Here is a 24,033-nt window from a genome sequence, read left to right as displayed (position 1 = left end):
CATGTCAATCATTAACCTCTCAGCACCGCTGCATATTTCTCTTCAACAGCACGAAGCACTTTTTCATGAGCCTTCGCTACTTCTTCATCTGTTAATGTGCGCTCAGGATCGAAATAGCGCAGAGAGAAGGCAAGCGACTTCTTATTTTCTTCGAGTCTATCGCCTTCATATAAGTCGAATACAGACACTTCTTTTAGAAGCTTGCCGCCTGCTTCAGAAATCGTTTCTTTAAGATCGCCTGCAACAATTCCTCTGTCAACAACAAGGGCAATATCCCGTGTCATTGAAGGGAAACGAGGAATCACAGAAAACTTTAATTCTTCAAGATTCGTTTCCAAAAGCTGCTGTAAGGCAAGTTCAAATACATATGTTTCAGTCAGGTCCATTTGTTTTTGAAGTTTTGGATGAACTTGGCCTATGAATCCGGCAGTCTGGCCATTAAGCAAGATTTCAGCCGTACGTCCCGGGTGAAGCCCATCGCGCTTAGCCTGTTTGTATGTGATCTGCTCTTTCAATCCAAGGACATCAAACAATCCATCAAGAATTCCTTTTACTACATAGAAATCTACCGGCTTCTTTTCGCCCTGCCATTGATTTAAATGCCACAAACCAGTAACAGCACCGCTTAACCGTTCTTTTTCAACAGGCTGTTCGCCTGCTCCCTTTGAAATGAAAACCGAGCTCATTTCATAAAGTGCCACTTGGTCATTTTGACGAGCAAGATTGTATTTCAGTGTTTCCAGCAAATGCGGAACCAAGCTTAAGCGGAGCACGCTGCGCTCTTCGCTCATCGGCATAGCAAGACGAGTATAGTCTGATGCTTCAAGAGCAAATTGAGATGCTTTTTCTTCGCTTGTTAATGAATAGGTAATCGCCTGGTACAAGCCTGCTCCTTCTAAGTAACGGCGTGCTTTGCGGCGGTTAGACTGATATTCAGTCAGCCTGCCTGGTGAAGATGCACTGACCGGGAATGTGGAAGGAATATTATCATACCCATACAGTCTGGCTACTTCTTCAATTAAATCTTCTTCAATCGCAATATCCCCGCGTCTTGTCGGAACAGTAACCGTAAATAATCCGTTATCTTCCTTGACTTCAAAACCAAGTCGAGTGAAAATCGACTGAATTTCATTAACTGAAATGTTCATTCCAAGCACTTTGTTGATTTTATCTGCATGAATGCCGACTACAGCCGGTTCTGCCTCTAAGTAATTTACTTCTGCAGATCCATTAAGAACCTCGCCGCCTGCAAGCTCAATCATTAATTGTGCTGCACGTTCTGCTGCAGCGCGCACACGGTTTGGATCAACGCCTTTTTCGAAACGCGCGCTTGCTTCACTGCGGAGTCCATGATCTTTAGAAGCTTTTCGGACAGTTTGACCATTAAAGTACGCAGACTCAAGCAGGATCGTTGTTGTATCTGAATGAACTTCAGAATTTTCTCCGCCCATCACGCCTGCAAGAGCAACTGGCTCTTTTCCATTTGTAATAACAAGATGTTCAGAAGTCAGGATACGTTTCTGGCCATCCAGTGTGACGATTTCTTCAGAAGCTTCAGCTAGACGGACAAGAATTTCTTTTGAACCTAAGCGGTCATAGTCAAAGGCATGCAAAGGCTGACCGTATTCAATTAATACATAGTTGGTAATATCCACAACATTATTATGCGGGCGAATTCCTGCAGCCATTAACCGCGTTTGAAGCCATAGAGGTGATGGTGCAATACGCACATTGCGGATCACTTTCGCTACATATAAAGGATTCTCTTCTTTAGCCTCGACTGATACTGAAATATAATCTGCAGCCTTTTCAGAAGCTTCCACATGTGTAAGGTCAGGATATGTGACACTTCTTCCTAAAATCGCAGCTACTTCGTGTGCTACACCAAGCATGCTTAAGCAATCTGAACGGTTAGGTGTTAATCCAAGCTCAAGAATCTGATCATCACGGCTCAGCTCAGCAAGAGCATCTGCACCTGGCTGAACGTCATTCGGGAAAACAAAAATCCCTTCAGAAAATTCTTTTGCCACAAGCTTTGACTCAATTCCGAGCTCCTGCAGAGAACAGATCATTCCGTTTGATTCTTCGCCGCGCAGCTTAGCTTTTTTAATCTTAAAGTTTCCAGGAAGAACGGCACCCACAGTTGCTACCGCTACTTTTTGGCCTTTATCAACATTTGCAGCACCGCATATTATTTGTACAGGCAGTTCTCCTCCGACATCTACTAAGCATTTGTTCAGCTTATCAGCATTCGGATGCTGTTCTTTTTCAAGCACATGACCAATTACAACACCGCTCATGCCTTCGTTCAGTGTTTCAACACCTTCTACTTCAATCCCGCTTCTAGTGATTTTTTCTGCCAGTTCTTCTGCTGATATTCCGCTGAGATCAACGTAATTCTGCAGCCATTTATATGAAACAAACATCGGTAAACCTCCTTTTATGCTCTTTTAAATTGTTTTAAGAAACGAACATCATTTGTGTAATAGTGTCGAATATCGTCAATGCCGTATTTCAGCATGGCAATGCGCTCAGGGCCCATTCCAAATGCAAATCCGCTGTATTTTTTCGAGTCAAATCCAGCCATTTCTAGAACGTTCGGATGAACCATTCCTGCACCTAAAATTTCAATCCAGCCAGTGCCTTTACATACATTGCACCCATGTCCTCCACACGCAAAGCATGAAACATCTATCTCTACTGAAGGCTCTGTAAATGGGAAGAAGCTTGGACGCAAACGAATTTCGCGGTCTTCTCCAAACATCTTTTTAGCAAAGGCTTCCAGTGTTCCTTTTAGATCGCTCATGCTGATGTTTTCATCGATTACTAACCCTTCAATTTGAGTGAATTGATGGGAATGTGTCGCATCATCGTTATCGCGGCGGTACACTTTACCCGGACAAATGATTTTAACAGGTCCTTGCCCTTTGTACTTTTGCATCGTTCTGGCCTGAACAGGAGATGTATGTGTGCGCAGCAGCGTTTCATCTGTAATATAGAACGAATCCTGCATATCCCGCGCAGGATGCCCTTTTGGAAGATTCAATGCTTCAAAGTTAAAATAATCCGTTTCAACTTCAGGGCCCTCTTCAACTGAATAACCCATGCCAAGAAACAGATCTTCAATTTCCTCAATAACTGCTGTAATAGGATGATGATTACCAGCTCGGACCGGACGTCCAGGAAGAGTCACATCGATTGTTTCTGCAGCCAGTTTTTCCTCAACTGCAGCTTCCTCAAGGCTTTCGTGTTTTGCTGCAATGCTCGTCGCAATGCTTTCACGGACCTCATTTGCAAGGGCCCCCATTAACGGACGCTCTTCTGCAGATAATTTTCCCATACCGCGCAGCGCTTCTGTGATCGGTCCTTTTTTGCCTAAGTATGAGACACGGATGTCATTCAGGCTTTTTAAATCATTTGCTGTTTGTATTTTTTCAAGTGCTTCTAACTGAAGCTGTTTCAGTTGTTCCTGCATGCTGTTTCCTCCTTTATTTCAAATGAATATTCATTTTTTTCCAAAATAAAAAACCCGCCCAAAAAAGGGACGAGTTGAATATCGCGGTACCACCCTTGTTAACAGCAAAAAAACATAAGCTGTTCACTTCGTTCTAAGATAACGGAATTGATCCGGAACATCTTTACATTCAAAAGCCGAATGGTCCTGATGCCAGCTAAAGAGGTGAATTCATTTACCGCAGTCAAAAAAATGCTCTCAGTCACCGGCATTTTCTCCCTGATTGACGCTCCCGTAAACTACTCTTCTCTATCATCGCTGTTAGAGTATGTAACTGTATCTTATTATAATGAAAAGAAATTGTTCATGCAAGACTAGAAAAGCGGAATCGCCCGGTTAGCGCAGACAGACAGATAAGGATCCGACAGAAAAGGCGCTTTTTGCCAATACTGAGCCGTTCTGGCCGAGGAGTTGGGCGATGGAGCTAGACAACACCGAAAAGCGGAGCCGACTGGTCAGGCCCGACAGACAGATAAGAATTCCCCCGAAAAGTCCGGGTTTGACTTTTTGGGGGAATTTGTTCTGGCCGAGGGACTAGGAGGCGGAGCTAGACAACACCGAAAAGCAGAGCCGACTGTTCAGACTAAGGCAGACAGATAAGAAATCACCGGAATAGGCCGGTTTTGCCTTTTTCGGGGATTTTGTTCTGACCGAGGGGCTGGGAGGCGGAGCTAGACACCGCCGAAAAGCAGATTGAAAGCTAAAATCCCCATAAAACTAGGAATCTGCCTCCGCTCAGAATCAACATCTAGCGGAAATTGATCTCTTTTAGCAAAACTCTTAATTTATTTTCCAGACACACCGGAATAAATCAGGAGCTGCGAAAATTCCGTTCTTATTGATCCCCTATACAGTGATACATAAGAATTCCCGCTGCAATTCCTGCATTAAGGGATTCTGCTTTTCCGAGGATTGGAATGTACAGATTTTGATCAGTGAGCTGTAAATATTCTTTATTTACTCCGCTTCCCTCATTGCCAATGAGCAGGCCAAACGAAGATGCTGCTTCCGTTTTGCGGTAATCAACACCATTTTGGAGCGAGGTTCCGTATATGGAGACATTTTGCTGTTTAAGCTCTGAGATTGCCTCATTCAATTTCCTTTTTACAATTGGAATGTGAAAGATTGATCCCTGACTTGAACGGACTACTTTAGAATTGTATGCATCAACGGTCCCGTCACCAAGAATGACTCCATCCATGCCCGCAGCATCTGCAGTCCGGATGATTGTCCCTAAATTACCAGGGTCCTGGATTGCATCTATCAGCACAACCTTTTTCCAGGCAGTGATTTCGTGCTTTTCTGATTGAATACAGACTGCCGCTGCGCCCTGAGGCGATTCCGTTTCAGAGATAGCTTTCATGATTTCTTTTGTGACATATGTAATTGACAGGTCATCCGCATTCCAGTGGGTTGGGATGGACGCTTCTTCTGAAATAATCAATTCTTTAATCACCGATTTATCCTTTAAAGCTTCTTCTACTAAATGCAAGCCTTCAATTAAAAATGTATTTGTTATGTCACGTTCTTTTTTTGTATGTAATTTACGCCACTGCTTAACCTTCTGATTTTGTACAGATTCAATTCGTTTCACGAGTATACTGCTCCTTTACTGCTGCATTTCTTCTATATAATTAGGTGATTCTGAAGTCACTTTTTTCACTTGTTCAGCTTTTCTATATTATATCTTATAAAACATACATAAAAAACACAAAATAACACAGGATATGGATAGGTAAATATTATAAGATATGGAGTGAAAATGATGGATTTAAATTTAAGAAATGCCATTATCTCAAATGTATCAGGCAATGATCAAGGTCAGCTGGAGGATACAATTGTAGATGCCATTCAAAACGGAGAAGAAAAAATGCTTCCTGGCTTAGGCGTTCTGTTCGAGGTAATCTGGCAGAATTCAAGCGAGGATGAGAAGAATGAAATGCTGACAATTCTTGAAGAAGGATTAAAGAAGAAATAAATGCTGGGCAATCTGCCCAGCATTTTTTATGATTAATCGAAGGTAATTGTTTTAACAGTTTCTTCGTCTAGACGTTTAATAACCTCAGTAATCAGTTTTACTGCATTTTCATAATCATCGCGATGAAGCATAGCTGCATGAGAGTGAATGTATCTCGTTGCAATTGTAATGGAAAGCGCTGGCACACCATTTGCTGTCATATGAATGGCTCCTGAGTCCGTTCCGCCGCCAGCAATCGCGTCAAATTGGTATGGAATGCTGAGTTCATCGGCAACCCCGACAACAAAGTCACGCAGTCCTTTATGAGATACCATGGATGCATCATAAAGAATAATCTGCGGGCCTTCCCCCATTTTGCTTGAAGCTTCTTTCTCTGTAATCCCAGGTGTATCGCCTGCAATCCCGACATCGACACCAAAACCGATATCAGGCTGGATCACGTGTGCTGAAGTACGCGCTCCGCGAAGGCCTACTTCCTCCTGAATTGTTCCGACACCATAAACAACATTTGGATGATCGGCGTCTTTCAGCCCTTTAAGGACATCAATTGCTATTGCACAGCCGATGCGGTTATCCCACGCTTTCGCGAGGAGCATCTTATCATTGTTCATAACTGTGAATTCAAAATAAGGAACGATCTGATCTCCAGGCAAGACCCCGAACTCCAACGCTTCCTCACGGCTCGAGGCACCGATATCAATAAACATATCTTTAATATCGACCGGTTTTTTTCTTGCTTCAGGAGGAAGAATGTGCGGCGGTTTAGATCCGATCACACCAGTCACGTCCCCTTTTTTGGTGCTGATCGTCACACGCTGTGCGAGCATGACCTGCGACCACCATCCGCCTACCGGCTGAAAACGGAGAAATCCTTTATCATCTATTTTTGTAACCATAAAACCTACTTCATCTAAATGTCCAGCAACCATAATTTTTGGGCCGCCTTCTTTGCCTGTTTTTTTGGCTATTAAGCTCCCAAGACCGTCTGTTGTTACCTCATCGGCATATGCCGTTATGTATTTCTTCATGACTTCTCTCGGCTCTCTTTCGTTGCCGGGAATGCCTTTTGCATCTGTTAAATCTTTCAGCATCTGCAGTGTTTCGTCTAATTTCACCATCAGTTTACCCCCCTCTTTTACTAATTACTATTATACTAGACGCTGGAAAGTAATTCAAAAATTCTCAATACCCTTGTTTTTGCCGATCGTGGTTGACTTCATTTTTTTTAACATAAGCAGCCTCAATCTCTTCAGGTGAAAATCCAAGAGCTTCTCCGAGCAAAAGATACTGCCGAAACAGTTCTAGATAGTGTACTTCTGAACGGCTTTTTTCAAACTGCGCAATTTTTTCATAGACAAGCACAAAATGGGCTGTTAAGGAATTCTCATCAGCTGCCAGGTCAAACTCAACACCATCTGTCACGCCTATCTCAATTCCAAGCGATAGAATGAAATGTATGCCATCCACATACTCCTCAAGAATAACGCTTGCTTCAGCCGGAGGCTTTAAACTCCAAAATTTAAAGCATCTTGTTTCATTGGCAAGTTCGCCTACCTCAACAAGCAAAGCTAAAATTTTCTTTTCAAGCAGCGGTTCTTCTTCCAAACCGTGCTGTTTTTCAATTTTCGAATCAAGATCATTCTGCATCTCAAACAGCTTCAAAAAATTCATTGTAATCACTCCTATACTCGCCAAGTTTAACACTTGCACCTTTTTTCTTCAAAATAAATCTGAACTTACATAAAAAAAACTGAAACTTTATGAATGCTTCAATCGTATTGTAACAAAATACGTTTGGGAGGCACTACCATGATAGTAATCCTGTTACGATTACTTTTGCTTGCTCTTATTGTCTTTGTCCTTTATTCTCTTGTAAAATATGTGCTGAATCCCAAGCGGAAGCTTGAGCTTGCACAGGAGCAAAAGGAGTATTTCCTGCTTGATGACCGTGACAACGTGCGCAAAAACTTTTTGTTAACCTACAAGGGTGTTTTGTTCGAAGGCGAGAAATACCTTGGAACAACAGATCAGGCGTTTGAGGTTGTATCCATCTTTATGTGGACCGGCAGTCCAAGTAAACTCCAAGGACTTTCTCTCTCTGATTTTGAATTTGTTGAAGAAAAAGTGAGGGAACAATATCCTCATGCGGCACTCGATTGGAAAAGTCCAGTAAAAGAATTATTATTAAAAAGCAAAAAGCCGTGACAGAGGTCACGGCTTTTCCATTGATTTTATAAAGAAATCGTTCCATTTTATGACCACTCTTTTTTCCCTCAGCAAATAAACAAATAAAATCAGCGTTCCAATTAATACAATTGTTGTAATAAGCGAGAATTTTCCAAAGTAAGCCCCAAAGGATGTAAAACAAAAGGCTGCAGGGATATGAGTCCAAAAAGAAAGCTTTGCGTAATCTTTAAATGATGTCGACCGGTCAAGAATGCATAATGATAAAATGGAAAAGTTAACGAACGGGATCATTCTGAGAACAATTATTTGTCCTACAGAAAGTCTCGTGTATTTACCAAGCCATTTTTTCCTTAATCCTGAAAACCGCTCCAAAAAAGAAGGGAATTGTTTTGATAGGATATAAAAACTTATGCTTGCGACAGTCAGCCCGATAATCGAATAAAAGGTCCCAAATTGAGTTCCAAATAGTATTCCTCCAATGATACAGATGACAACCACAGGAATGAATAAAAACTGTCTTAAGATGTGCATAAAGATAAAAAAGAGCGGTGCCAGAAAGCCTGTTGACTGAACCGTTGAAACGACTGCTGAAGTTGCAAGATCGATTGTCCTCACCTCTTTCATGCAGTTCATAAGATGACTTTTTGTGAGCAACGTGTGTACTAAATTGTATCTGTTTTATAGCGGCATTATGACATCTTATATAAAAAATAGCTGATCAGAACGAGATGAATCACCATCAAAACAGGCAGACCGACAACAAACGATTGATGCTTCGTTTTATGCCTGAATGCATTCATTCCAATTGTCAGCCCGATCGCACCCCCAATGAAGCCAATAAGCCAAAGAGTGTTTTCTTTAATTCTCCATTGTCCTTTTTTGGCTTTATTTTTATCTGCTCCCATTAAATAAAAGCCGTAAATATTCAGTATTATGTAATATCCAATCAGAAGCGCCATCAACTTGCACCCTTTCTATAAATAAATGTGAAAAAAGGCCATTCTCGGGACGGTGAGAATGACCTTTTCAGCAATGATTAGCTGTTTAATTTAGCTTTAGCAGCGTCTGCTAATTGAGCAAATGCTTGAGCATCTGTTACAGCAAGCTCAGCAAGCATTTTGCGGTTTACTTCGATGCCAGCAAGCTTTAAGCCATGCATTAAACGGCTGTAAGAAAGACCATTCAAGCGAGCAGCTGCGTTGATACGAGTAATCCAAAGCTGACGGAAATCGCGTTTTTTCTGACGGCGATCGCGGTAAGCATACATTAATGATTTCATTACTTGCTGATTAGCAACTTTGTATAATGTATGTTTTGAACCGTAATAACCTTTAGCTAATTTAATAACTTTTTTACGTCTTTGACGTGAGACAGTACCGCCTTTTACTCTTGGCATGTCAATTCCCTCCTATGTGAAAACGAATTATTTAATATTATCTAATAAATGACGGATGCGTTTGAAGTCGCCTTTGCTTACTAAAGTGCCTTTGCGAAGTTTGCGTTTTGCTTTTGTAGATTTGTTAGCAAATAAATGGCTAGTGTAAGCGTGTGAACGTTTTAATTTACCTGATCCAGTCTTTTTGAAACGCTTTGCAGCGCCGCGATGAGTTTTCATTTTTGGCATAAGGTATTCCTCCTCGTATCTTTACTTTTCTACTTTAGGTGCTAGAACCAAGAACATGCTTCGTCCATCCATTTTTGGATGAGACTCAATTGTACTTAAATCTTCACAAGCTTTAGAAAAACGGTCTAAAACACGTTGACCAATTTCTTTATGAGTGATTGCACGGCCTTTAAAACGGATAGAAGCTTTCACTTTATCGCCTTTTTCAAGGAACTTGCGTGCATTCTTAAGTTTTGTGTTAAAATCATGCTCATCAATTGTCGGGCTGAAGCGAACCTCTTTAATACTGATGATCTTTTGATTTTTACGTGCTTCTTTTTCTTTCTTTTGCTGCTCAAAACGGAATTTGCCGTAGTCCATTATGCGACATACAGGTGGTTTCGCATTTGCAGCAACTAAAACTAAATCAAGATTCGATCTGGCAGCAATCTCAAGCGCCTCTTGGCGAGATTTAATTCCAAGCTGGTCGCCATTTGCACCAATCAGACGAACCTCACGGGCGCGAATTCCATCGTTTACCATCATGTCTTTGCTAATAATTAGCCACCTCCAAGGATTTTTAACTGAACAGATGAATTGTTTGTGCTACACTTTCTTGAAAAACAAAAAAGTGTGGGCGCACAAAACACCCACACTACGATTTAGTATACTAAGTATATATAGTCGTAAACCTGCAGACTGCAATGATGCGTCGATCAGGTGAGAAGCGGGTGCTTCTGCTTGCAAGACAAACTTCTATTCAATTACCCTGCAAATTATATCACGAAAAAATTTCCGCTGTCAAGTCATGCTGGTTTTATTGCAACAAAATGAATTGTATCAAACATTTACTGGATGTGCAATAGTTTTTTTCGAGAAGATTTTACCTCTTCACTTCTTTAACAATTCCATCGATAAATTCTTTAAGAGCAATTGTCTCTGATTTTTGTTCTCCATATTTGCGGACATTAACAGCAGTCTCCGCCGCTTCATTGTCACCGACAACAAGCATATAAGGAGTTTTCTGTATTTGCGCCTCACGGATTTTATAGCCGATTTTTTCATCGCGTGCATCAAGCTCTACGCGGATTCCTTCAGCCTGCAGCAGTTCTTGAACTTTTTTCGCATAGTCAAGATGTACAGAAGGCGAAACCGGAATAACCTGCACTTGAGTCGGAGCGAGCCAAGTCGGGAAAGCTCCTTTGTATTCTTCAATCAAGAAGGCTACAAAGCGTTCCATTGTTGATACGACCCCGCGGTGAATAACAACCGGGCGATGCTGTTTGCCGTCCTCGCCGACATAATTTAAATCAAAACGCTCCGGCAATAAGAAGTCAAGCTGAACTGTAGACAGTGTTTCATCTTTTCCAAGTGCTGTGCGGACCTGCACATCAAGCTTTGGACCGTAGAACGCTGCTTCGCCATCTGCTTCAAAATAATCAAGCTCGAGCTCATCCATTGCTGACTTCAGCATGCTTTGAGCTTTTTCCCACATTGCATCATCATCAAAGTATTTTTCCTTATCCTCTGGATCGCGGTAAGAAAGACGGAATGAATAATCGTTGATTCCAAAATCTTTATAGACTTCTTCAATCAATCTCACCACTCGGATAAACTCATCTTTAATTTGATCAGGGCGGACAAAAATATGTGCATCATTAAGTGTCATTGCACGCACGCGCTGAAGGCCGCTCAGTGCACCAGACATTTCATAGCGGTGCATCGTTCCAAGCTCAGCTACACGAATCGGAAGTTCGCGGTAACTGTGAATATCGTGTTTATAAACCATCATGTGATGCGGGCAGTTCATTGGACGAAGAACTAAATCCTCATTGTCCATAGACATAGCAGGGAACATGTCATCCTGGTAATGGTCCCAGTGACCTGATGTTTTGTAGAGCTCCACACTTCCCAGAACAGGAGTGTAAACGTGCTGGTAGCCCAGGCGCTCTTCTTTATCCACAATGTAGCGCTCAACGATACGGCGGATTGTCGCACCTTTTGGAAGCCAGATTGGAAGACCCTGACCTACTTTCTGGGACGTAGTGAATAAGCTCAGCTCTTTACCCAGCTTGCGGTGATCGCGCTCTTTCGCTTCTTCTAATAAACGAAGATGCTCATCTAAGTCTGCTTTTTTAATAAAAGCTGTGCCATAAATGCGCTGCAGCATTTTATTGTTGCTGTCTCCGCGCCAGTATGCACCTGCTACACTTAAAAGTTTAAATTCTTTTAATTTTCCAGTTGAAGGAACATGTATGCCGCGGCAAAGGTCGAAAAATTCACCCTGCTCGTAGATTGTTACTTTTTCGCCTTCAGGAATAGCATCCAGAAGTTCAAGTTTCAGATTATCGCCAATCTCTTCATAGATGGCTTTTGCTTCTTCCCTTGTAACGATTTTGCGGACAACTTCGATGTTTTCATTGATGATTTTTTTCATTTCTTTTTCAATAGCCGGAAGATCTTCAACAGAAATCGATTGTTCCATATCAATGTCATAATAGAATCCATTCTCGATGACCGGTCCAATTCCAAGCTTCACATCTTTGTAAATCCTTTTTATAGCCTGCGCGAGCACGTGTGCAGAACTATGCCTTATAATCTCCAATGCGTCAGGACTGTCAAGTGTGACAATTTCAATGCTTCCATCTTGATCGATCGGTGTTTTCAAATCAATCAATTCACCATTGAATTTTCCTGCTAATGATTTTTTTCTAAGCCCCGGGCTGATGGATGCCGCAATATCTTCAGTTGTTGTGCCTGCCTGATATTCCTTTACAGCTCCGTCCGGAAATGAAATTTTTACAGCGTCTGACATCCTTGTCACTCCTTTAATAATTTTTGAATAAGAAAAGCGCAAGCGCCCGTTTAGCTCCGACAGACAGATAAGGATTCGCCAGTAAAGGCGCTTTTTGCCAATACTTTCGGAGCCGTTCTGGCCGAGGAGTTGGGCGTTGGAGCTAGACACCAATGCGCAAAGTTTTATACTTTCTTATCTCTAAATAAAAAACTCGTCCCTAAAGTAAGGGACGAGTGATTATTCGCCGTGGTTCCACCCTTGTTTCCATTCACGTCGTAAAGTGAATGGCTCAAAAAAATCTGTAACGGGAATACCCGTCAGCAATTACTCGGCATCATGCCTTTCACAGCTGAAGTTTAGAGGTGGTAAGCGGGTTATTCATGCCAGGAAGCTCTCAGCCGTGACTTCCCTCTCTTTGCGCCGTGATAACACTCTCATGTCCTCATCATAACTTATCATGTATTTATTACGTATTATAAAATCATTTCCAGGGGAAATCAAGATTATTCAGCTTTTTTTTAAATACCCGCCATTTTTCTCGGATAAATGTTTACTCTCTCTAAAAAAATATTCTGTATGGTTCTAACCATGCCAAAGTCTGGAGAATCGGTATATAAATGAATTTTGTTAGGAGCAATTGACACCAGCGGCGCCAAAAGCGAGGCGTCAATGTACATAGGATGCTGATGAATAAAGGACCTGTCAATATACTTCATCAGCTCATCCTGGCTCAGTTTTGCAAACTGTTCATTGTAAACTGTCAGCTCTTTTTCATGCACGATATGAAGCACGTTCACTTTCGTTTCTCTGTTCATGGCATAATCTCTTAAACTCTGAATAAATGTCTGGTATTCCTGTTCGAGCTTGTACTCTTCAATGGCAATCTCAATATATTTATTTAAACGCTCCACATACTGGTGAAGACGGAATTTTATAAAGGATGGAAGCGCAAAAGACAGATTAGGCCTGATAAATTCAGCCAGAGCTTCATAGATCGGAGTTTCCCTTAATGGAAGCTGATCAACTTTCGGAATCTCGCTGCGTTCTCCTTCAATAATCGCCTCGGCAATATGTATGATTTGCTGCTGTTCCTCTGGCTCTTGGAAATAGAATCTGTCTTTAATGATGGACAGCATCAGGTGAGATTCTTTGTACTTCAGGATGTAGCGGACGATCACCGGAATCAGAAGGACGTTAATCATCTCAATTGGATCATTGCTCATAATCTGAATTCCATGTTCCTTTATTCTAACAATCTCAGCTTTCCATTTATCGCGTTCATGATCAAGCATATTGTGGACTGTTTCTGCTTCATGCGGAGAATTGAAAAATATTTCGATCATGGTTGTCCCCCCTTTTTAGCCAATACCTGATTTCATGTATATGGCGGACAACCGTAAAATAGAATCGTTTTTTAAGGGAAAATAAAAAACACAGTCCTTTTAGAACTGTGTCCTGCTGCGCCTATTATCTCTCCCGCCAATTTCGGCCTTTTAATTCATAAGGATCGGCAAGATATTTAATTCTCTCCATGATCCGTGCGGATTTGACAGGTTCTTCCTCCCCGCGCTGTGTAACACTTAAATGGCTCTGCAGATCTTTCATGCTGAAGTTTGATGTGAAAAATGTCGGCAGATTTTCAAGCATGCGGTATTGAAGAATAGAGCCTAATATATCATCCCGAATCCAGCTGGACATCGCTTCTGCACCAATGTCATCGAGCATAAGCACTTTCACTTTTTTAACGGCATCAATCTTGTTTTCAAGTGAATTGTCATGGAGTGAGCTTTTCAGTTCTCTCATAAATTCGGGAACATAGACGAGCATGGAAGGAATTTTTTTCTTGGCGAGCTCATTTGCAATGGCTCCAAGTATATAGGTCTTGCCCACTCCAAACGAACCGTACAGATACATTCCCTTCACATTCTTTCCTGCTTCATATTCTTCGCTGAAGCTGAGAACCGTATTGACAACTCTTATTCTGCTGTCTTCTTTTAAATCAATATCTTCAAGCTTCGCATTTAAAATATCACGGGGAATAAACATGGATTTAATTAAAGCCTGATGTTTCTTACGCTCATCCTCCGCTTCCTTCATTGGGCAAACCTCATATTTTAAATCTATCGTTTTTCCCTGAAGAATAAGCTTGGGATGATATCCTTCAACTAGGTTCTTACATTCTGAGAGGCTCGGACAATCTGCACACCGCTTGCTTTGGCCAATGTATTCATACAGCTTGATTAGACTTCTGTTAATCATCGCATCATCAATTTCCAAACGATGTTCACTCAGAAATTTTTGAATGTCTGGATTCTTCATAATTTGTGCTTTCATCGCACTCATCCGTTTTTGAAAATCTTCACGGTTAGCAAGTCCGCTTAACGTTTTATTAATCGATTCCAATTGATTTCACCTCCACAGGTTATTCTGACTGCTGCTGTCTGTATTGTTTTATTTTTTCTTCAAGCCTTTTTCGCTCGAGATCCACTTCTGTTTGGTTGATTTCTTCTTTTGTTTCAGGTTTTTCCAGATCTTCTTTAAGCCATTGAGGCAGCTTCTCTTTTCTTATCAGCTTTCTGCCAGTTTTAGAAACAGTTTTCTTTTCTGCCCACTCCTGGTATTGCCTGTGCTCCTGCTTTGCAAGCTCCATTGCAGATCTGACAGTGGCTACTTGTTTTCTGGCCCAATGACTTGCAATTTTCTGCACATATGATTTCGATAGCTTCATATCTGTTTTTAACATAACATAGTAAATTAAAACATTAACGACGCCTGGGTGAAGCTTCTGCTTAAACATGACTTCTTCAACAATCTGCAAATCAGCTGCCGCTGGCTCAATTCCATCTGCGAGATCCATTAAAAACTGCTTTGGCGAAATCGAATCAAGCTGTCTGATCAGCATTTCCTCCTGAGACAGTTCTTTTTTAGGGGAAGTTTCAGACCTTAGAAAAGCAGGCTGGATTTTATCGGCAAGTGCAGGCAATTTTTCGCCGTGCTCAAATTGATACCAGTCTCTTGCAGCTTTTCTCAAGCTGTCAATTTGAATCATTTCATTTGCGTCAATGGCATTCATCACGACATTTTTCATTTCCATTGCATTAATCCCATACAAGTATGAAAGCTTTTTAATAGTTTCTTTTACTTTCTTCGTAATCGATTTTCTAGGAATGACCGCTTCTGACAAACCTGCAAAAAATAAATCAAAATCAAACACATCATCTGTCATTAAAGGAGATGCCGCTTCTCCAGAATGATAAAATTCTGTTCCTTTTTCAGGTTCAAGGTCTTCCTGCACTTCATCTGTGAGTCTCGAAATCATTTCACTCGGCTGCAGAGATTTAAACACCTCATTAAACGGGCGCGTAATTTGAACGAGATCCGAAGACAGGCTGCTGTCGGCAAAAAACTTCTTCAGCTGATTGTATTTGTTTTTCCCGACGCGATTATATAAATAGATGTTCAGTACCCCATCCTGAAAAAAGTCAGCAGGCTTCAGGGGAGGCATCAATTCATAGATATACAGCTTTGTGTCACTTTGTTCTTTTTGAAACGTCTTTAATAATCCGATCCCCTCAAGCTTAATCCGTTCTTCATAGATTTCTCTCAGGTTGCTCTGCATAAGGGACATCAGACCATGATGTGTCGTTTCCTCGCTCCACATCCGGTCCTGTTCAAGCTCCGCCCAAAGCGTCATATAAAGACCATAGCATTTTGCACCTAATAGCGGCTGATAGAGCAGCGTCAAAACTTTCCTGTCAAAATCCTGCAGGACACCATTCATTTTGACCAAATACCGATCAACAGGCAATAACTGATTCCAATGCTTGTCCATTACTTTCCCTCTATTTCATAAGTTAAAAAAAGAGCCTGAAGCGATTCCTTCACGAGCTCTTTATTTCACCTTTTTAATCAGTTCTGATAACTCTTGAATGAAAACATTAATATCTTTAAATTGACGGTAAACAGAAGCGAACCGGACGTATGCAACTTCATCAACATGCGCAAGTCTGTCCATGACCATCTCGCCGATATCTTCACTGTTTACTTCTGAGATTCCTTGATTTCTTAATTCCTTTTCAATATCCTGGACGATTTCCTCTAATTTCGGAAGAGGCACAGGACGTTTTTCACATGCTTTAATCAAGCCCCGCAGGATTTTGTCCTTGCTGAACTCTTCTCTAACGCCTTCTTTTTTCACAACAATCAGCGGAATTTCTTCTACTTTTTCAAAGGTTGTGAATCGGTATTGGCATTCCTCGCATTCACGTCGTCTTCTAATTGATTTCCCTTCATCAACAGGCCGAGAGTCAAGCACTCTTGTTCCATTATGCTGACATGTTGGACATTTCATACTACCAGCTCCAATCCAAAAGCATCAGGGTTGTATCTTTATTTTATGAAAATAAAAAATATGCAGCAAGAATCACATTGAGTGCAGTCCTGTTCCTATAAAAGGCAGTGCCTTGTTCAGCTTTTCATAGGAATCAATAATCAGCTTACGGCTGAATCCGAAATCACTTGCTAATTTAGTATCTGTTGATACATTAAAATCAATGGCTGTTTCATAAGGTCTTACCGAAACGATCGTGATAATCATCAGCGCTTTTTTCGGTTTGTCAATTACAACGCTGATTTCGCCGCGGTCTTCTGATACAGACGTAACCGCCGCACCGGGCTGTTTGCTGAATGAATTTTCAACTGCTTCAATTGCCTTTTTCGCAGTTGTTTTATAATAATGGCTTTTTAAATCGTCGTCATAATGATTTTCGGATGTTTCCTGACCTGTAGAAAGAAAAACCTTCATTTTTCGCAGCATGCTCATAGTCGAAGTAAAGCTCCTTTTATTGTTTTCTGTATGTAAATTTGTCATTCTTAATCAATTGTGCAGTCAGCACTGAGTTTTTTATCATTTCAAAAAATAAATATGAAGCATAAGAAAAAGAGGTGCAGTTCGCACCTCTTTTATTTTACATTAAAATCATTCATCATTAAAGAGCTTTTACTTGAGCTTGTTTAACTTGTACAGGACCCATGCCGCGCGGAATTTCGATATTCTCGCGAGTTTGTGCTCCAAGAGCTTCCGCAATATAGTCTGCAGCAATATTCGGATTTAAGTCACCGCATGTGTATACATCGATGCTTGCATATCCGTGTTCAGGAAAGCTGTGGATGGTTAAATGTGATTCAGAGATGATAACAACTCCGCTTACACCTTGTGGAGCAAATTTATGAAAGGCAACCTCGCGTACTTCGGCACCTGATTTTAAAGCAGCATTTACAAAAGTCTTTTCAATGTATTCCATATCGTTCAGCTTATCAAAGTCGCATCCCCATAATTCTGAGATAACGTGTCTTCCCATTGTTTCCATTTTTAATGGATCCCCCTTTAGCAAAATTAGTTTACATGAATTCTTCGCAAATGGATTGTTCAACTACCACGGGGGAAAGTTAGTCCAAAGAGGTCCTAACCCTTTAAGTAGCCACAAGGCCGCGCTTAGTAAGAAGTTCACGAAAAATAGTATACTTCCTTTAGTTTGTTTTTGCAACAAACTTTTTTTGAAAAAATACAGCACCTTTTCTTACATGAACCGCAGAGCCCGTCAAAACTGATTTTTTAAGCAGCCCATTTTTTTGATTACGATACTAAGGTGGCGATAACCTGTTAAAGCTGATTGACTGGCAATATCCAGACATTTACATAACTCATGCGTAACTAATCATCATTCTAAGGAACAAAAGCTCAGAGCGCCTTTGTCAGATCCGACAGACGGATTCGTTCTGACCGGAGACCTAAGCGCTACTAGCGCTTGCCGTAAATAACTTTATTTTATTAAGCACAGCCTATTAAACAGCAAAAAAACAGGCTGCAAGCGCAGCCTGTTTTCATTTTATTATCCTATTAAACTGCAGACAGCTTCTTCATTTTTGAAGCAACGAACTGGACTAAGTCAACGACTCTGCAAGAATAACCCCATTCATTGTCATACCACGCAAGCACTTTTATCTTGCGGCCCGCCATCACAATTGTTGATAAACCATCAATGATTGCAGAATGAGGGTTTGTGTTGAAATCGATGGAAACAAGCGGTTCTGTCGTGAAGTCAAGCACTCCTTGTAAAGGTCCGCTTGCAGCAGTCACAAATGCGGAACTTACTTCCTCAACCGTTACATCCCTCTTCACATCCACTACAAGATCTACCAGTGAAACATTTGGTGTCGGCACTCTGAGCGCCATGCCATGCAGTTTCCCTTGAAGATGCGGCAATACAAGCGACAGCGCCTTTGCGGCTCCTGTCGTTGTAGGAATAATGGACTGTCCGCAGGCTCTTGCTCTGCGAAGGTCTTTATGTGGATTATCTATGTTTTTTTGATCATTTGTGTAGGCATGCACTGTCGTCATTAATCCGTTTTCAATTCCGAATTGCTCATCGAGAACTTTCACAACTGGAGCGAGACAGTTAGTTGTGCAGGAAGCATTTGAAATAATAACGTGCTGCTCATTATTGTAAGCCCCTTCATTTACGCCCATCACAATTGTTACGTCCTCGTTTTTGCCTGGTGCCGTCAAGACAACTTTTTTGGCCCCTGCCTGTACATGGTACATGGCTTTTTCGCCGTCATTGAACTTACCCGTTGCTTCAATGACGATATCGATATCCATCAATCCCCAAGGCAGATCCCTTGGATCTCTGAAATTCAGCAGCTGAATTTTTTGTCCATTTACAAGTAAATAATCATCGAATGGAATAACTTCTCCCTCGAATTTCCCGTGATTTGTATCATATTTTATCATGTGCGCCAACGTCTCAGCCGGATAGCTTGCGTTAATCGCTACAATCGATAAATTCTCTTCAAAGATTGCTTTTCTAAATACCATTCTCCCAATGCGACCAAAACCGTTAATGGCAATCTTCGCTTTCATACCATTACCCCTTCCGGATTATGTGATATACTAATATATGCTTAATTTCATAAATAGTATATCACATTTAACCACTATTAGGATGATTAAATTCGTTTTTTTTCAAAAAAAAAGAATCAAGCTTCATTCAGAAGCAAGATTCCATTTTTTCATCAGATCTTCGAATTGTTTTTTTGTTGACTGAAGCGAGCCGTTGTTATCAATTACTTCGTCTGCTTTCTCTTTTTTATCCTTCAAAGGCAGCTGAGACTGAATCCGCCATTCAGCTTCCTGCTTAGTCAATTGATTCCGGTTCATCAGCCGCTCGAGCTGCACATTGGGGTCTACATAAACAACAACCGTAAGGTCTGCCATATGTGATAACTTGCTTTCAAATAAGAGAGGAATATCCAGCACTACTGCAGGTTCATTTCTTTTTTCAGCATCCTCTTTTTGCTGCAGCATTTCCCTGCGGACTGCAGGATGAACGATGCCGTTCAGTTTTTCTCTCTCTGTTTCATTTTGAAAAACGATGCTGCCTAACTTTTCACGGTCAATTGAGCCATCATCTTTTAAGATGTTCGGGCCAAATGTTTCCACCACTAAATGATAAGCAGGTTCTCCCGCTTCCACTACTTGTTTGGCGATTACATCTGCATCAATTACCGGGATATTTGCTTCCTTAAACATGTTTGAGACTGTGCTTTTACCGCTTGCTATGCCTCCTGTTAATCCAATCGCCAATGTCACTTTGAATCCCCCTTGCCTAAAGCTTCCAGATGCCTAAAATAATGAGCAGGACACCTGGTAAAAAAGTGAGTTTATCCATCCAGGCAAACCGTGAAAACAGATGGCCCGATTTGATTCCAAACGCCACAAACAATGAGCTCATAACAGCTACCAGCAAACTGGTCATTATTGGTGAATAACCTAATAGAGCAGCGCCGATACCCGCTCCAAATGCATCCAGTGATAACGCAAAACCAAGCAGCAGTGCCTCTATTCCTGTAATGGTTCCGGATTTATCTATATCTGCCGCAGTTGGCCTGCTCAATATATTTATCACGATGCCAAACGATTTAATCTCTAAGTTGAGCAGAGTTTTCTCCGATTCTTCCTGAGTCATTTCCTTTACCGGACGAAAAAACTGATAAAGAACCCAGGCTCCAATAGCAATTAAGATGATGCCTCCAAGTTTTGCAGTCAGACTATGAGGAAGAAAGGACGTGAGCAGATGCCCAACTCCCATCGCTAAAAGCAAAGTCACTGCTGAACAGCAGGCAATAATAATAATTGACTTAAACGGCATGCTCATTTTTCTTAATCCATAGGTAAACCCGACTGAAAAACTATCCAAACTTACTGCAAATGCTAATATAAAGAGTGATGCAGCTGCAACCATAAACCATGCCCCTTCCGCAAAAGCTACGGTAGTATATGACAATGGCCTATGAGTTGTTAAAGTCTTATCGCTGGCAGTTTTCACAGTAGTGTGTTCCTCTGCCCCCTACAGCTATTTTGATTAGTGTTTTTCCGCAAACTTTACACGGTTCATTCGTTCTTCCGTAAACAAACAATTCAAGCTGGAACATACCAATCTGTCCTTGCGTGTTGACGTAAGATCTTATGGTGCTTCCGCCTTTTTCAACCGCTTCGCTTAAAGTAAGAATAATCTCATGGTGCAGCTTTATCAGTTCCTCATCCGACAATTCGTTTGAAGGGCGTTCAGGGTGAATGCCCGCACGGAATAAAGCCTCATCAACATATATATTCCCAAGCCCGACCATCACTTTTTGATCCAGCAGGACAACTTTTATTTTACGATTTGTTTTTTGGAGCTTTTTGCTTAGATAACTCACTGTAAAATGCTCAGAAAAAGGCTCAGGTCCTAAATGAGATAAAGGAAGATCGAGTTCTTCCTCTCCCTTTTTAAAAAGATGCATTGTTCCAAACTTGCGTACATCTTTATACCTCAGTTCTGTGCCGTCTGTCATTACAAATACAACATGTGTATGCTTATCAATCGGGTCTGAGTCCTTGTAAAGGCCGTATCTTCCTTCCATTCTCAGATGTGAAACGAGCACATAGTCATCAAGGAAAAATTTAAGAAACTTTCCCCGTCTCCCTACATCATGGATTGTCTGGCCAATTACAGCATCCTGAAATTGCTCGGTCACTTCGGGTCTTTTTATTATTTTAGGCCAATGGATATAAACCGCGGCGATTGTTTTTCCTTTTACAAGTTCAATAAGTGTCCGTCTGACGGTTTCAACCTCTGGCAATTCAGGCATCCTATCACTTCCTTATTTTGCGTCATACCAAGATGATCCGAATGAATAATCAACTTTAAGCGGCACCTTCAGTTCAACTGCATGCTCCATTACTTGCGGAACCAGTTTTTCAAGAATTTCAATTTCATCTTTAGGAGCTTCAAAGATCAATTCATCATGCACCTGCAGCAATAATCGCGTTTTCAGTTTTTTCTCTTTCAGCTGTGCAGCCATATCAATCATCGCTTTTTTAATGATGTCAGCGGCGCTTCCCTGTATCGGAGTATTCATAGCCGTTCTCTCGGCAAAGCTGCGCACATTAAAATTCCTGCTTGTAATCTCAGGAATATAGCGGCGGCGCTGAAGCAGCGTTTTTACATAGCCATTTTGCTTTGCTTCCTGAATGATTTCCTCCATGTACTCTTTAACGCCTTCGAAGCTTTCGAGGTAACGCTTAATAAATTCCCCCGCTTCTTTTCGGGTAATATTTAAGCTTTGAGATAAACCATAATCACTGATTCCGTAGACGATTCCAAAGTTTACGGCTTTTGCCTGTCTTCTCATATTGGAAGTCACGGCGTCAGCTTCAACATGGAAGACATCCATTGCTGTTTTTGTATGAATGTCCAGATCATTTTGAAAGGCTTCAATCAAATTGCTGTCTCCTGCTATATGGGCAAGAACTCTGAGCTCAATTTGAGAATAGTCAGCAGCGAACATTACCCAGTCTGATTCAGATGGAACAAAGGCCTGACGAATTTTCCGCCCTTCTTCTAATCGGATTGGAATGTTCTGCAGGTTCGGGTCTGTTGAGCTTAACCGCCCAGTCTGCGTTAATGTCTGAACGTATCTTGTATGAACTTTATTTGTGTCGCGGTGAACAACTTTAAGCAATCCTTCAATATAGGTTGACTGCAGCTTCCCAAGCTGACGGTAGTGAAGAATTTCCTGAACGATTTCATGCTTATCCGCAAGTTTTTCCAGGACATCAGCCGATGTAGAATAGCCGGTTTTCGTCTTTTTAACTGCAGGAAGCTGAAGCTTATCAAATAAAATGACTCCAAGCTGCTTCGGAGAATTAATATTGAACGCCTCACCGGCTAAGCGATGGATATTCTCTTCAAGAGTTTTTAACCGTTCAGTCAGCTGCTGCCCCATATCGTTTAAACGGTTCACATCCACCGTTACACCAGTTGCTTCCATCTCAGCCAAAATGATTGAAAGCGGCATTTCAAGATCCTGATAAAGCTCAAGCTGTTCATTCTCTTCCAGCTCAAGCTGCAGTTTTTCTCTGACTGTCTGCAGAGCAATGCCTTTGCGCACTAAGTGTTCCGCAAGTTTTTCTGTGTCAGGAATTCCCCTCTTGGCTCCTTTTCCATAAACAGCCTCATTTGACTGAACAATATGTATGCCTTTATGGCGGGCAACACTTGCCGCATCATCAAACGTTTGTGAAGGGTCGAGGATGTATGCAGCAAGCAAAACATCAAATTCAACCGCATTCAGATCAATCCCCTGCCAATGAAGAGCCACAATCGATTGTTTAGCATCATACACAGTTTTGCGCTTCGTATGATCTGATGCCCACTTTGAAAACTTTTCAGAGGTTAAAGCCAGATCAGTCGGAACGTAAAAGTTTCCGTTCTCATTTATGATCGCAAGACCGATAATGTCGCTGTTATGATAATTTTCATCCAATACTTCAACGATTAAAACAGCTTCATCTGTAAGCAAATCATCTGTTATGTTTTCTGCGATTTCATATTGGACATCCTCAATTGGCTGTTCCTCAATCTCTGCTTCCGCTCCAAGCTTATCCAGCAATGAATTGAACCCTAGTTCTTTGTAGATCCCTGCAACATTCTTTACATCGTAGCCTCCGTACTGCACATCAGCTAATGTTATTTCTAGAGGTGCAGCACAGTTGATTGTTGCAAGCTCCTTGCTCATGATGGCCTGATCCTTGTTTTCTTCAAGCTTCTCTTTTAACTTCTTACCGGTCACCTGATCCAGAGATTCGAGGAGACGTTCAAGCGTTTCGTGCTCCTTCAGCAGCTTAATCGCTGTCTTCTCTCCAACACCGGGTACACCTGGGATATTATCCGAGCTGTCACCCATTAATCCTTTCATATCCACAATCTGAGCCGGAACAAGTCCATATTTCTCCTGAACAAACTCAGGTGTATAGGAATCCACGTCTGTAATTCCTTTTCTCGTTATATCAACCGTGATATGCTCTGAAACAAGCTGGGTTAAATCTTTATCACCAGAGATGACCTTCACTTCAAATCCATCCCGTTCAGCTTGCTTTGATAGAGTTCCGATAATGTCATCCGCTTCAAAATTCGGAAGTTCATAGCGTGATATGCTGTAGGCATCCAGCAGCTCGCGGATAAATGGAAACTGCTCCGAGAGCTCAGGCGGGGTCTTCTGTCTTCCGCCTTTATATTCTTTATACGTTTCATGTCTGAAAGTAGTTTTCCCTGCATCAAATGCAACAAGAAGGTGTGAAGGTTTTTCATCCTCAAGTATTTTCATAAGTATCATAGTAAATCCATATATAGCATTCGTATGTACGCCTTTATCGTTATTCAGCAATGGCAAGGCAAAAAAAGCGCGATAGGCAATGCTGTTCCCGTCAATGAGAACGAGTTTTTTTGTCATTCAACCGAACCTCCTGTATGTAAGAAATACACCTTATTCATACGTTTTTCATAAGAAAAAACCCATGATTTATCTTTCTCTATTCTACCATGAGAGGCAGAAAGAAAGAAAATCAAGGG

General features: G+C 41.4%; 24 protein-coding genes and 2 other annotated features. Of the genes, 2 read left to right on the top strand and 22 right to left on the bottom strand.

All coding sequences use genetic code 11. From position 1 onward, the window contains the following. Positions 1-11 precede the first annotated feature (11 nt). The 3 genes from pheT to GJU41_RS15890 form a co-directional block, all read right to left on the bottom strand. Entirely contained in the window at positions 12-2,426 is a 2,415-nt protein-coding gene (pheT, locus tag GJU41_RS15900; RefSeq protein WP_070876331.1) for a phenylalanine--tRNA ligase subunit beta, read from the bottom strand. Between the two features lie 14 nt (positions 2,427-2,440). Continuing rightward, positions 2,441-3,475 carry a phenylalanine--tRNA ligase subunit alpha gene (gene pheS, locus GJU41_RS15895; protein WP_070876329.1) on the bottom strand — a complete coding sequence of 345 codons (1,035 nt, stop codon included), beginning with the start codon at positions 3,473-3,475 and terminating at the stop codon, positions 2,441-2,443. Positions 3,476-3,537: 62 nt separating this feature from the next. Next, positions 3,538-3,779 (bottom strand) — a binding site (T-box leader). A 570-nt stretch (positions 3,780-4,349) separates the two neighbouring features. Then, a complete protein-coding gene (locus GJU41_RS15890) occupies positions 4,350-5,108 on the bottom strand; it encodes a TrmH family RNA methyltransferase (protein WP_070877696.1) in 759 nt (252 codons plus the stop codon). 171 nt (positions 5,109-5,279) lie between these two features. Here GJU41_RS15890 and sspI point away from each other — a divergent pair, with 171 nt between their 5' ends. Next, a complete protein-coding gene (gene sspI, locus GJU41_RS15885; protein WP_029279208.1) occupies positions 5,280-5,492 on the top strand; it encodes a small acid-soluble spore protein SspI in 213 nt (70 codons plus the stop codon). Between the two features lie 32 nt (positions 5,493-5,524). On the opposite strand, the gene GJU41_RS15880 is transcribed toward sspI, so the two are convergent. Both GJU41_RS15880 and GJU41_RS15875 read right to left on the bottom strand, forming a co-directional pair. Next, the gene (locus GJU41_RS15880) at positions 5,525-6,610 is read right to left on the bottom strand and encodes a M42 family metallopeptidase (RefSeq protein WP_154319088.1); all 1,086 of its coding nucleotides are present in this window, start codon (positions 6,608-6,610) and stop codon (positions 5,525-5,527) included. 64 nt (positions 6,611-6,674) lie between these two features. After that, positions 6,675-7,163 carry a dUTP diphosphatase gene (locus tag GJU41_RS15875; RefSeq protein ID WP_070877698.1) on the bottom strand — a complete coding sequence of 163 codons (489 nt, stop codon included), beginning with the start codon at positions 7,161-7,163 and terminating at the stop codon, positions 6,675-6,677. 138 nt (positions 7,164-7,301) lie between these two features. On the opposite strand from GJU41_RS15875, the gene GJU41_RS15870 reads away from it, so the two are divergent. Then, positions 7,302-7,697 (top strand): sigma-w pathway protein ysdB, encoded by a 396-nt coding sequence (locus GJU41_RS15870; protein WP_070877699.1) that lies wholly within the window; start codon positions 7,302-7,304, stop codon positions 7,695-7,697. 6 nt (positions 7,698-7,703) lie between these two features. On the opposite strand, the gene GJU41_RS15865 is transcribed toward GJU41_RS15870, so the two are convergent. The 17 genes from GJU41_RS15865 to polA form a co-directional block, all read right to left on the bottom strand. After that, positions 7,704-8,312: a TVP38/TMEM64 family protein gene (locus GJU41_RS15865; RefSeq protein ID WP_224771107.1), complete on the bottom strand. Its 609-nt coding sequence runs from the start codon at positions 8,310-8,312 to the stop codon at positions 7,704-7,706. A 56-nt stretch (positions 8,313-8,368) separates the two neighbouring features. After that, positions 8,369-8,638: a DUF1294 domain-containing protein gene (locus GJU41_RS15860; protein WP_070877700.1), complete on the bottom strand. Its 270-nt coding sequence runs from the start codon at positions 8,636-8,638 to the stop codon at positions 8,369-8,371. Positions 8,639-8,715: 77 nt separating this feature from the next. After that, positions 8,716-9,075, bottom strand: a complete 360-nt coding sequence (gene rplT / locus GJU41_RS15855; protein WP_070877701.1) for a 50S ribosomal protein L20 — start codon at positions 9,073-9,075, stop codon at positions 8,716-8,718. Between the two features lie 27 nt (positions 9,076-9,102). Then, positions 9,103-9,303 (bottom strand): 50S ribosomal protein L35, encoded by a 201-nt coding sequence (gene rpmI, locus GJU41_RS15850; RefSeq protein WP_029279195.1) that lies wholly within the window; start codon positions 9,301-9,303, stop codon positions 9,103-9,105. 21 nt (positions 9,304-9,324) lie between these two features. Continuing rightward, entirely contained in the window at positions 9,325-9,843 is a 519-nt protein-coding gene (gene infC, locus GJU41_RS15845) for a translation initiation factor IF-3 (protein WP_165970920.1), read from the bottom strand. Between the two features lie 58 nt (positions 9,844-9,901). Next, positions 9,902-10,031, bottom strand: a sequence feature (ribosomal protein L20 leader region). A gap of 134 nt (positions 10,032-10,165) precedes the next feature. Further along, positions 10,166-12,097 carry a threonine--tRNA ligase gene (thrS, locus tag GJU41_RS15840; RefSeq protein ID WP_154319087.1) on the bottom strand — a complete coding sequence of 644 codons (1,932 nt, stop codon included), beginning with the start codon at positions 12,095-12,097 and terminating at the stop codon, positions 10,166-10,168. A 500-nt stretch (positions 12,098-12,597) separates the two neighbouring features. Further along, positions 12,598-13,422: a putative sporulation protein YtxC gene (gene ytxC / locus GJU41_RS15835; protein ID WP_154319086.1), complete on the bottom strand. Its 825-nt coding sequence runs from the start codon at positions 13,420-13,422 to the stop codon at positions 12,598-12,600. Between the two features lie 124 nt (positions 13,423-13,546). After that, the gene (dnaI, locus tag GJU41_RS15830; protein ID WP_070877705.1) at positions 13,547-14,482 is read right to left on the bottom strand and encodes a primosomal protein DnaI; all 936 of its coding nucleotides are present in this window, start codon (positions 14,480-14,482) and stop codon (positions 13,547-13,549) included. Between the two features lie 19 nt (positions 14,483-14,501). Next, positions 14,502-15,911: a replication initiation and membrane attachment family protein gene (locus GJU41_RS15825; protein ID WP_070877706.1), complete on the bottom strand. Its 1,410-nt coding sequence runs from the start codon at positions 15,909-15,911 to the stop codon at positions 14,502-14,504. A 60-nt stretch (positions 15,912-15,971) separates the two neighbouring features. Then, entirely contained in the window at positions 15,972-16,430 is a 459-nt protein-coding gene (gene nrdR, locus GJU41_RS15820; protein WP_070877707.1) for a transcriptional regulator NrdR, read from the bottom strand. Between the two features lie 72 nt (positions 16,431-16,502). Then, the gene (locus GJU41_RS15815; protein WP_224771423.1) at positions 16,503-16,901 is read right to left on the bottom strand and encodes a cytosolic protein; all 399 of its coding nucleotides are present in this window, start codon (positions 16,899-16,901) and stop codon (positions 16,503-16,505) included. 166 nt (positions 16,902-17,067) lie between these two features. Next, a complete protein-coding gene (gene speD, locus GJU41_RS15810) occupies positions 17,068-17,448 on the bottom strand; it encodes an adenosylmethionine decarboxylase (protein ID WP_070877709.1) in 381 nt (126 codons plus the stop codon). A gap of 530 nt (positions 17,449-17,978) precedes the next feature. After that, positions 17,979-19,001, bottom strand: a complete 1,023-nt coding sequence (locus GJU41_RS15805; RefSeq protein ID WP_070877710.1) for a glyceraldehyde-3-phosphate dehydrogenase — start codon at positions 18,999-19,001, stop codon at positions 17,979-17,981. Between the two features lie 123 nt (positions 19,002-19,124). Further along, positions 19,125-19,730, bottom strand: coding sequence for a dephospho-CoA kinase (gene coaE, locus GJU41_RS15800; protein WP_070877711.1), 606 nt, complete (start codon positions 19,728-19,730; stop codon positions 19,125-19,127). 16 nt (positions 19,731-19,746) lie between these two features. Continuing rightward, the gene (gene ytaF, locus GJU41_RS15795) at positions 19,747-20,382 is read right to left on the bottom strand and encodes a sporulation membrane protein YtaF (RefSeq protein ID WP_070877712.1); all 636 of its coding nucleotides are present in this window, start codon (positions 20,380-20,382) and stop codon (positions 19,747-19,749) included. A 64-nt stretch (positions 20,383-20,446) separates the two neighbouring features. After that, positions 20,447-21,271: a DNA-formamidopyrimidine glycosylase gene (gene mutM, locus GJU41_RS15790; protein WP_070877713.1), complete on the bottom strand. Its 825-nt coding sequence runs from the start codon at positions 21,269-21,271 to the stop codon at positions 20,447-20,449. Between the two features lie 12 nt (positions 21,272-21,283). Beyond that, positions 21,284-23,914 carry a DNA polymerase I gene (gene polA, locus GJU41_RS15785; RefSeq protein WP_070877714.1) on the bottom strand — a complete coding sequence of 877 codons (2,631 nt, stop codon included), beginning with the start codon at positions 23,912-23,914 and terminating at the stop codon, positions 21,284-21,286. Positions 23,915-24,033: the final 119 nt, after the last annotated feature.

It is taken from the genome of Metabacillus idriensis, assembly GCF_009674765.1.
GTDB classification, from domain to species: domain Bacteria; phylum Bacillota; class Bacilli; order Bacillales; family Bacillaceae; genus Bacillus_P; species Bacillus_P idriensis.
This window is presented reverse-complemented; position numbering and strand designations above follow the sequence as displayed.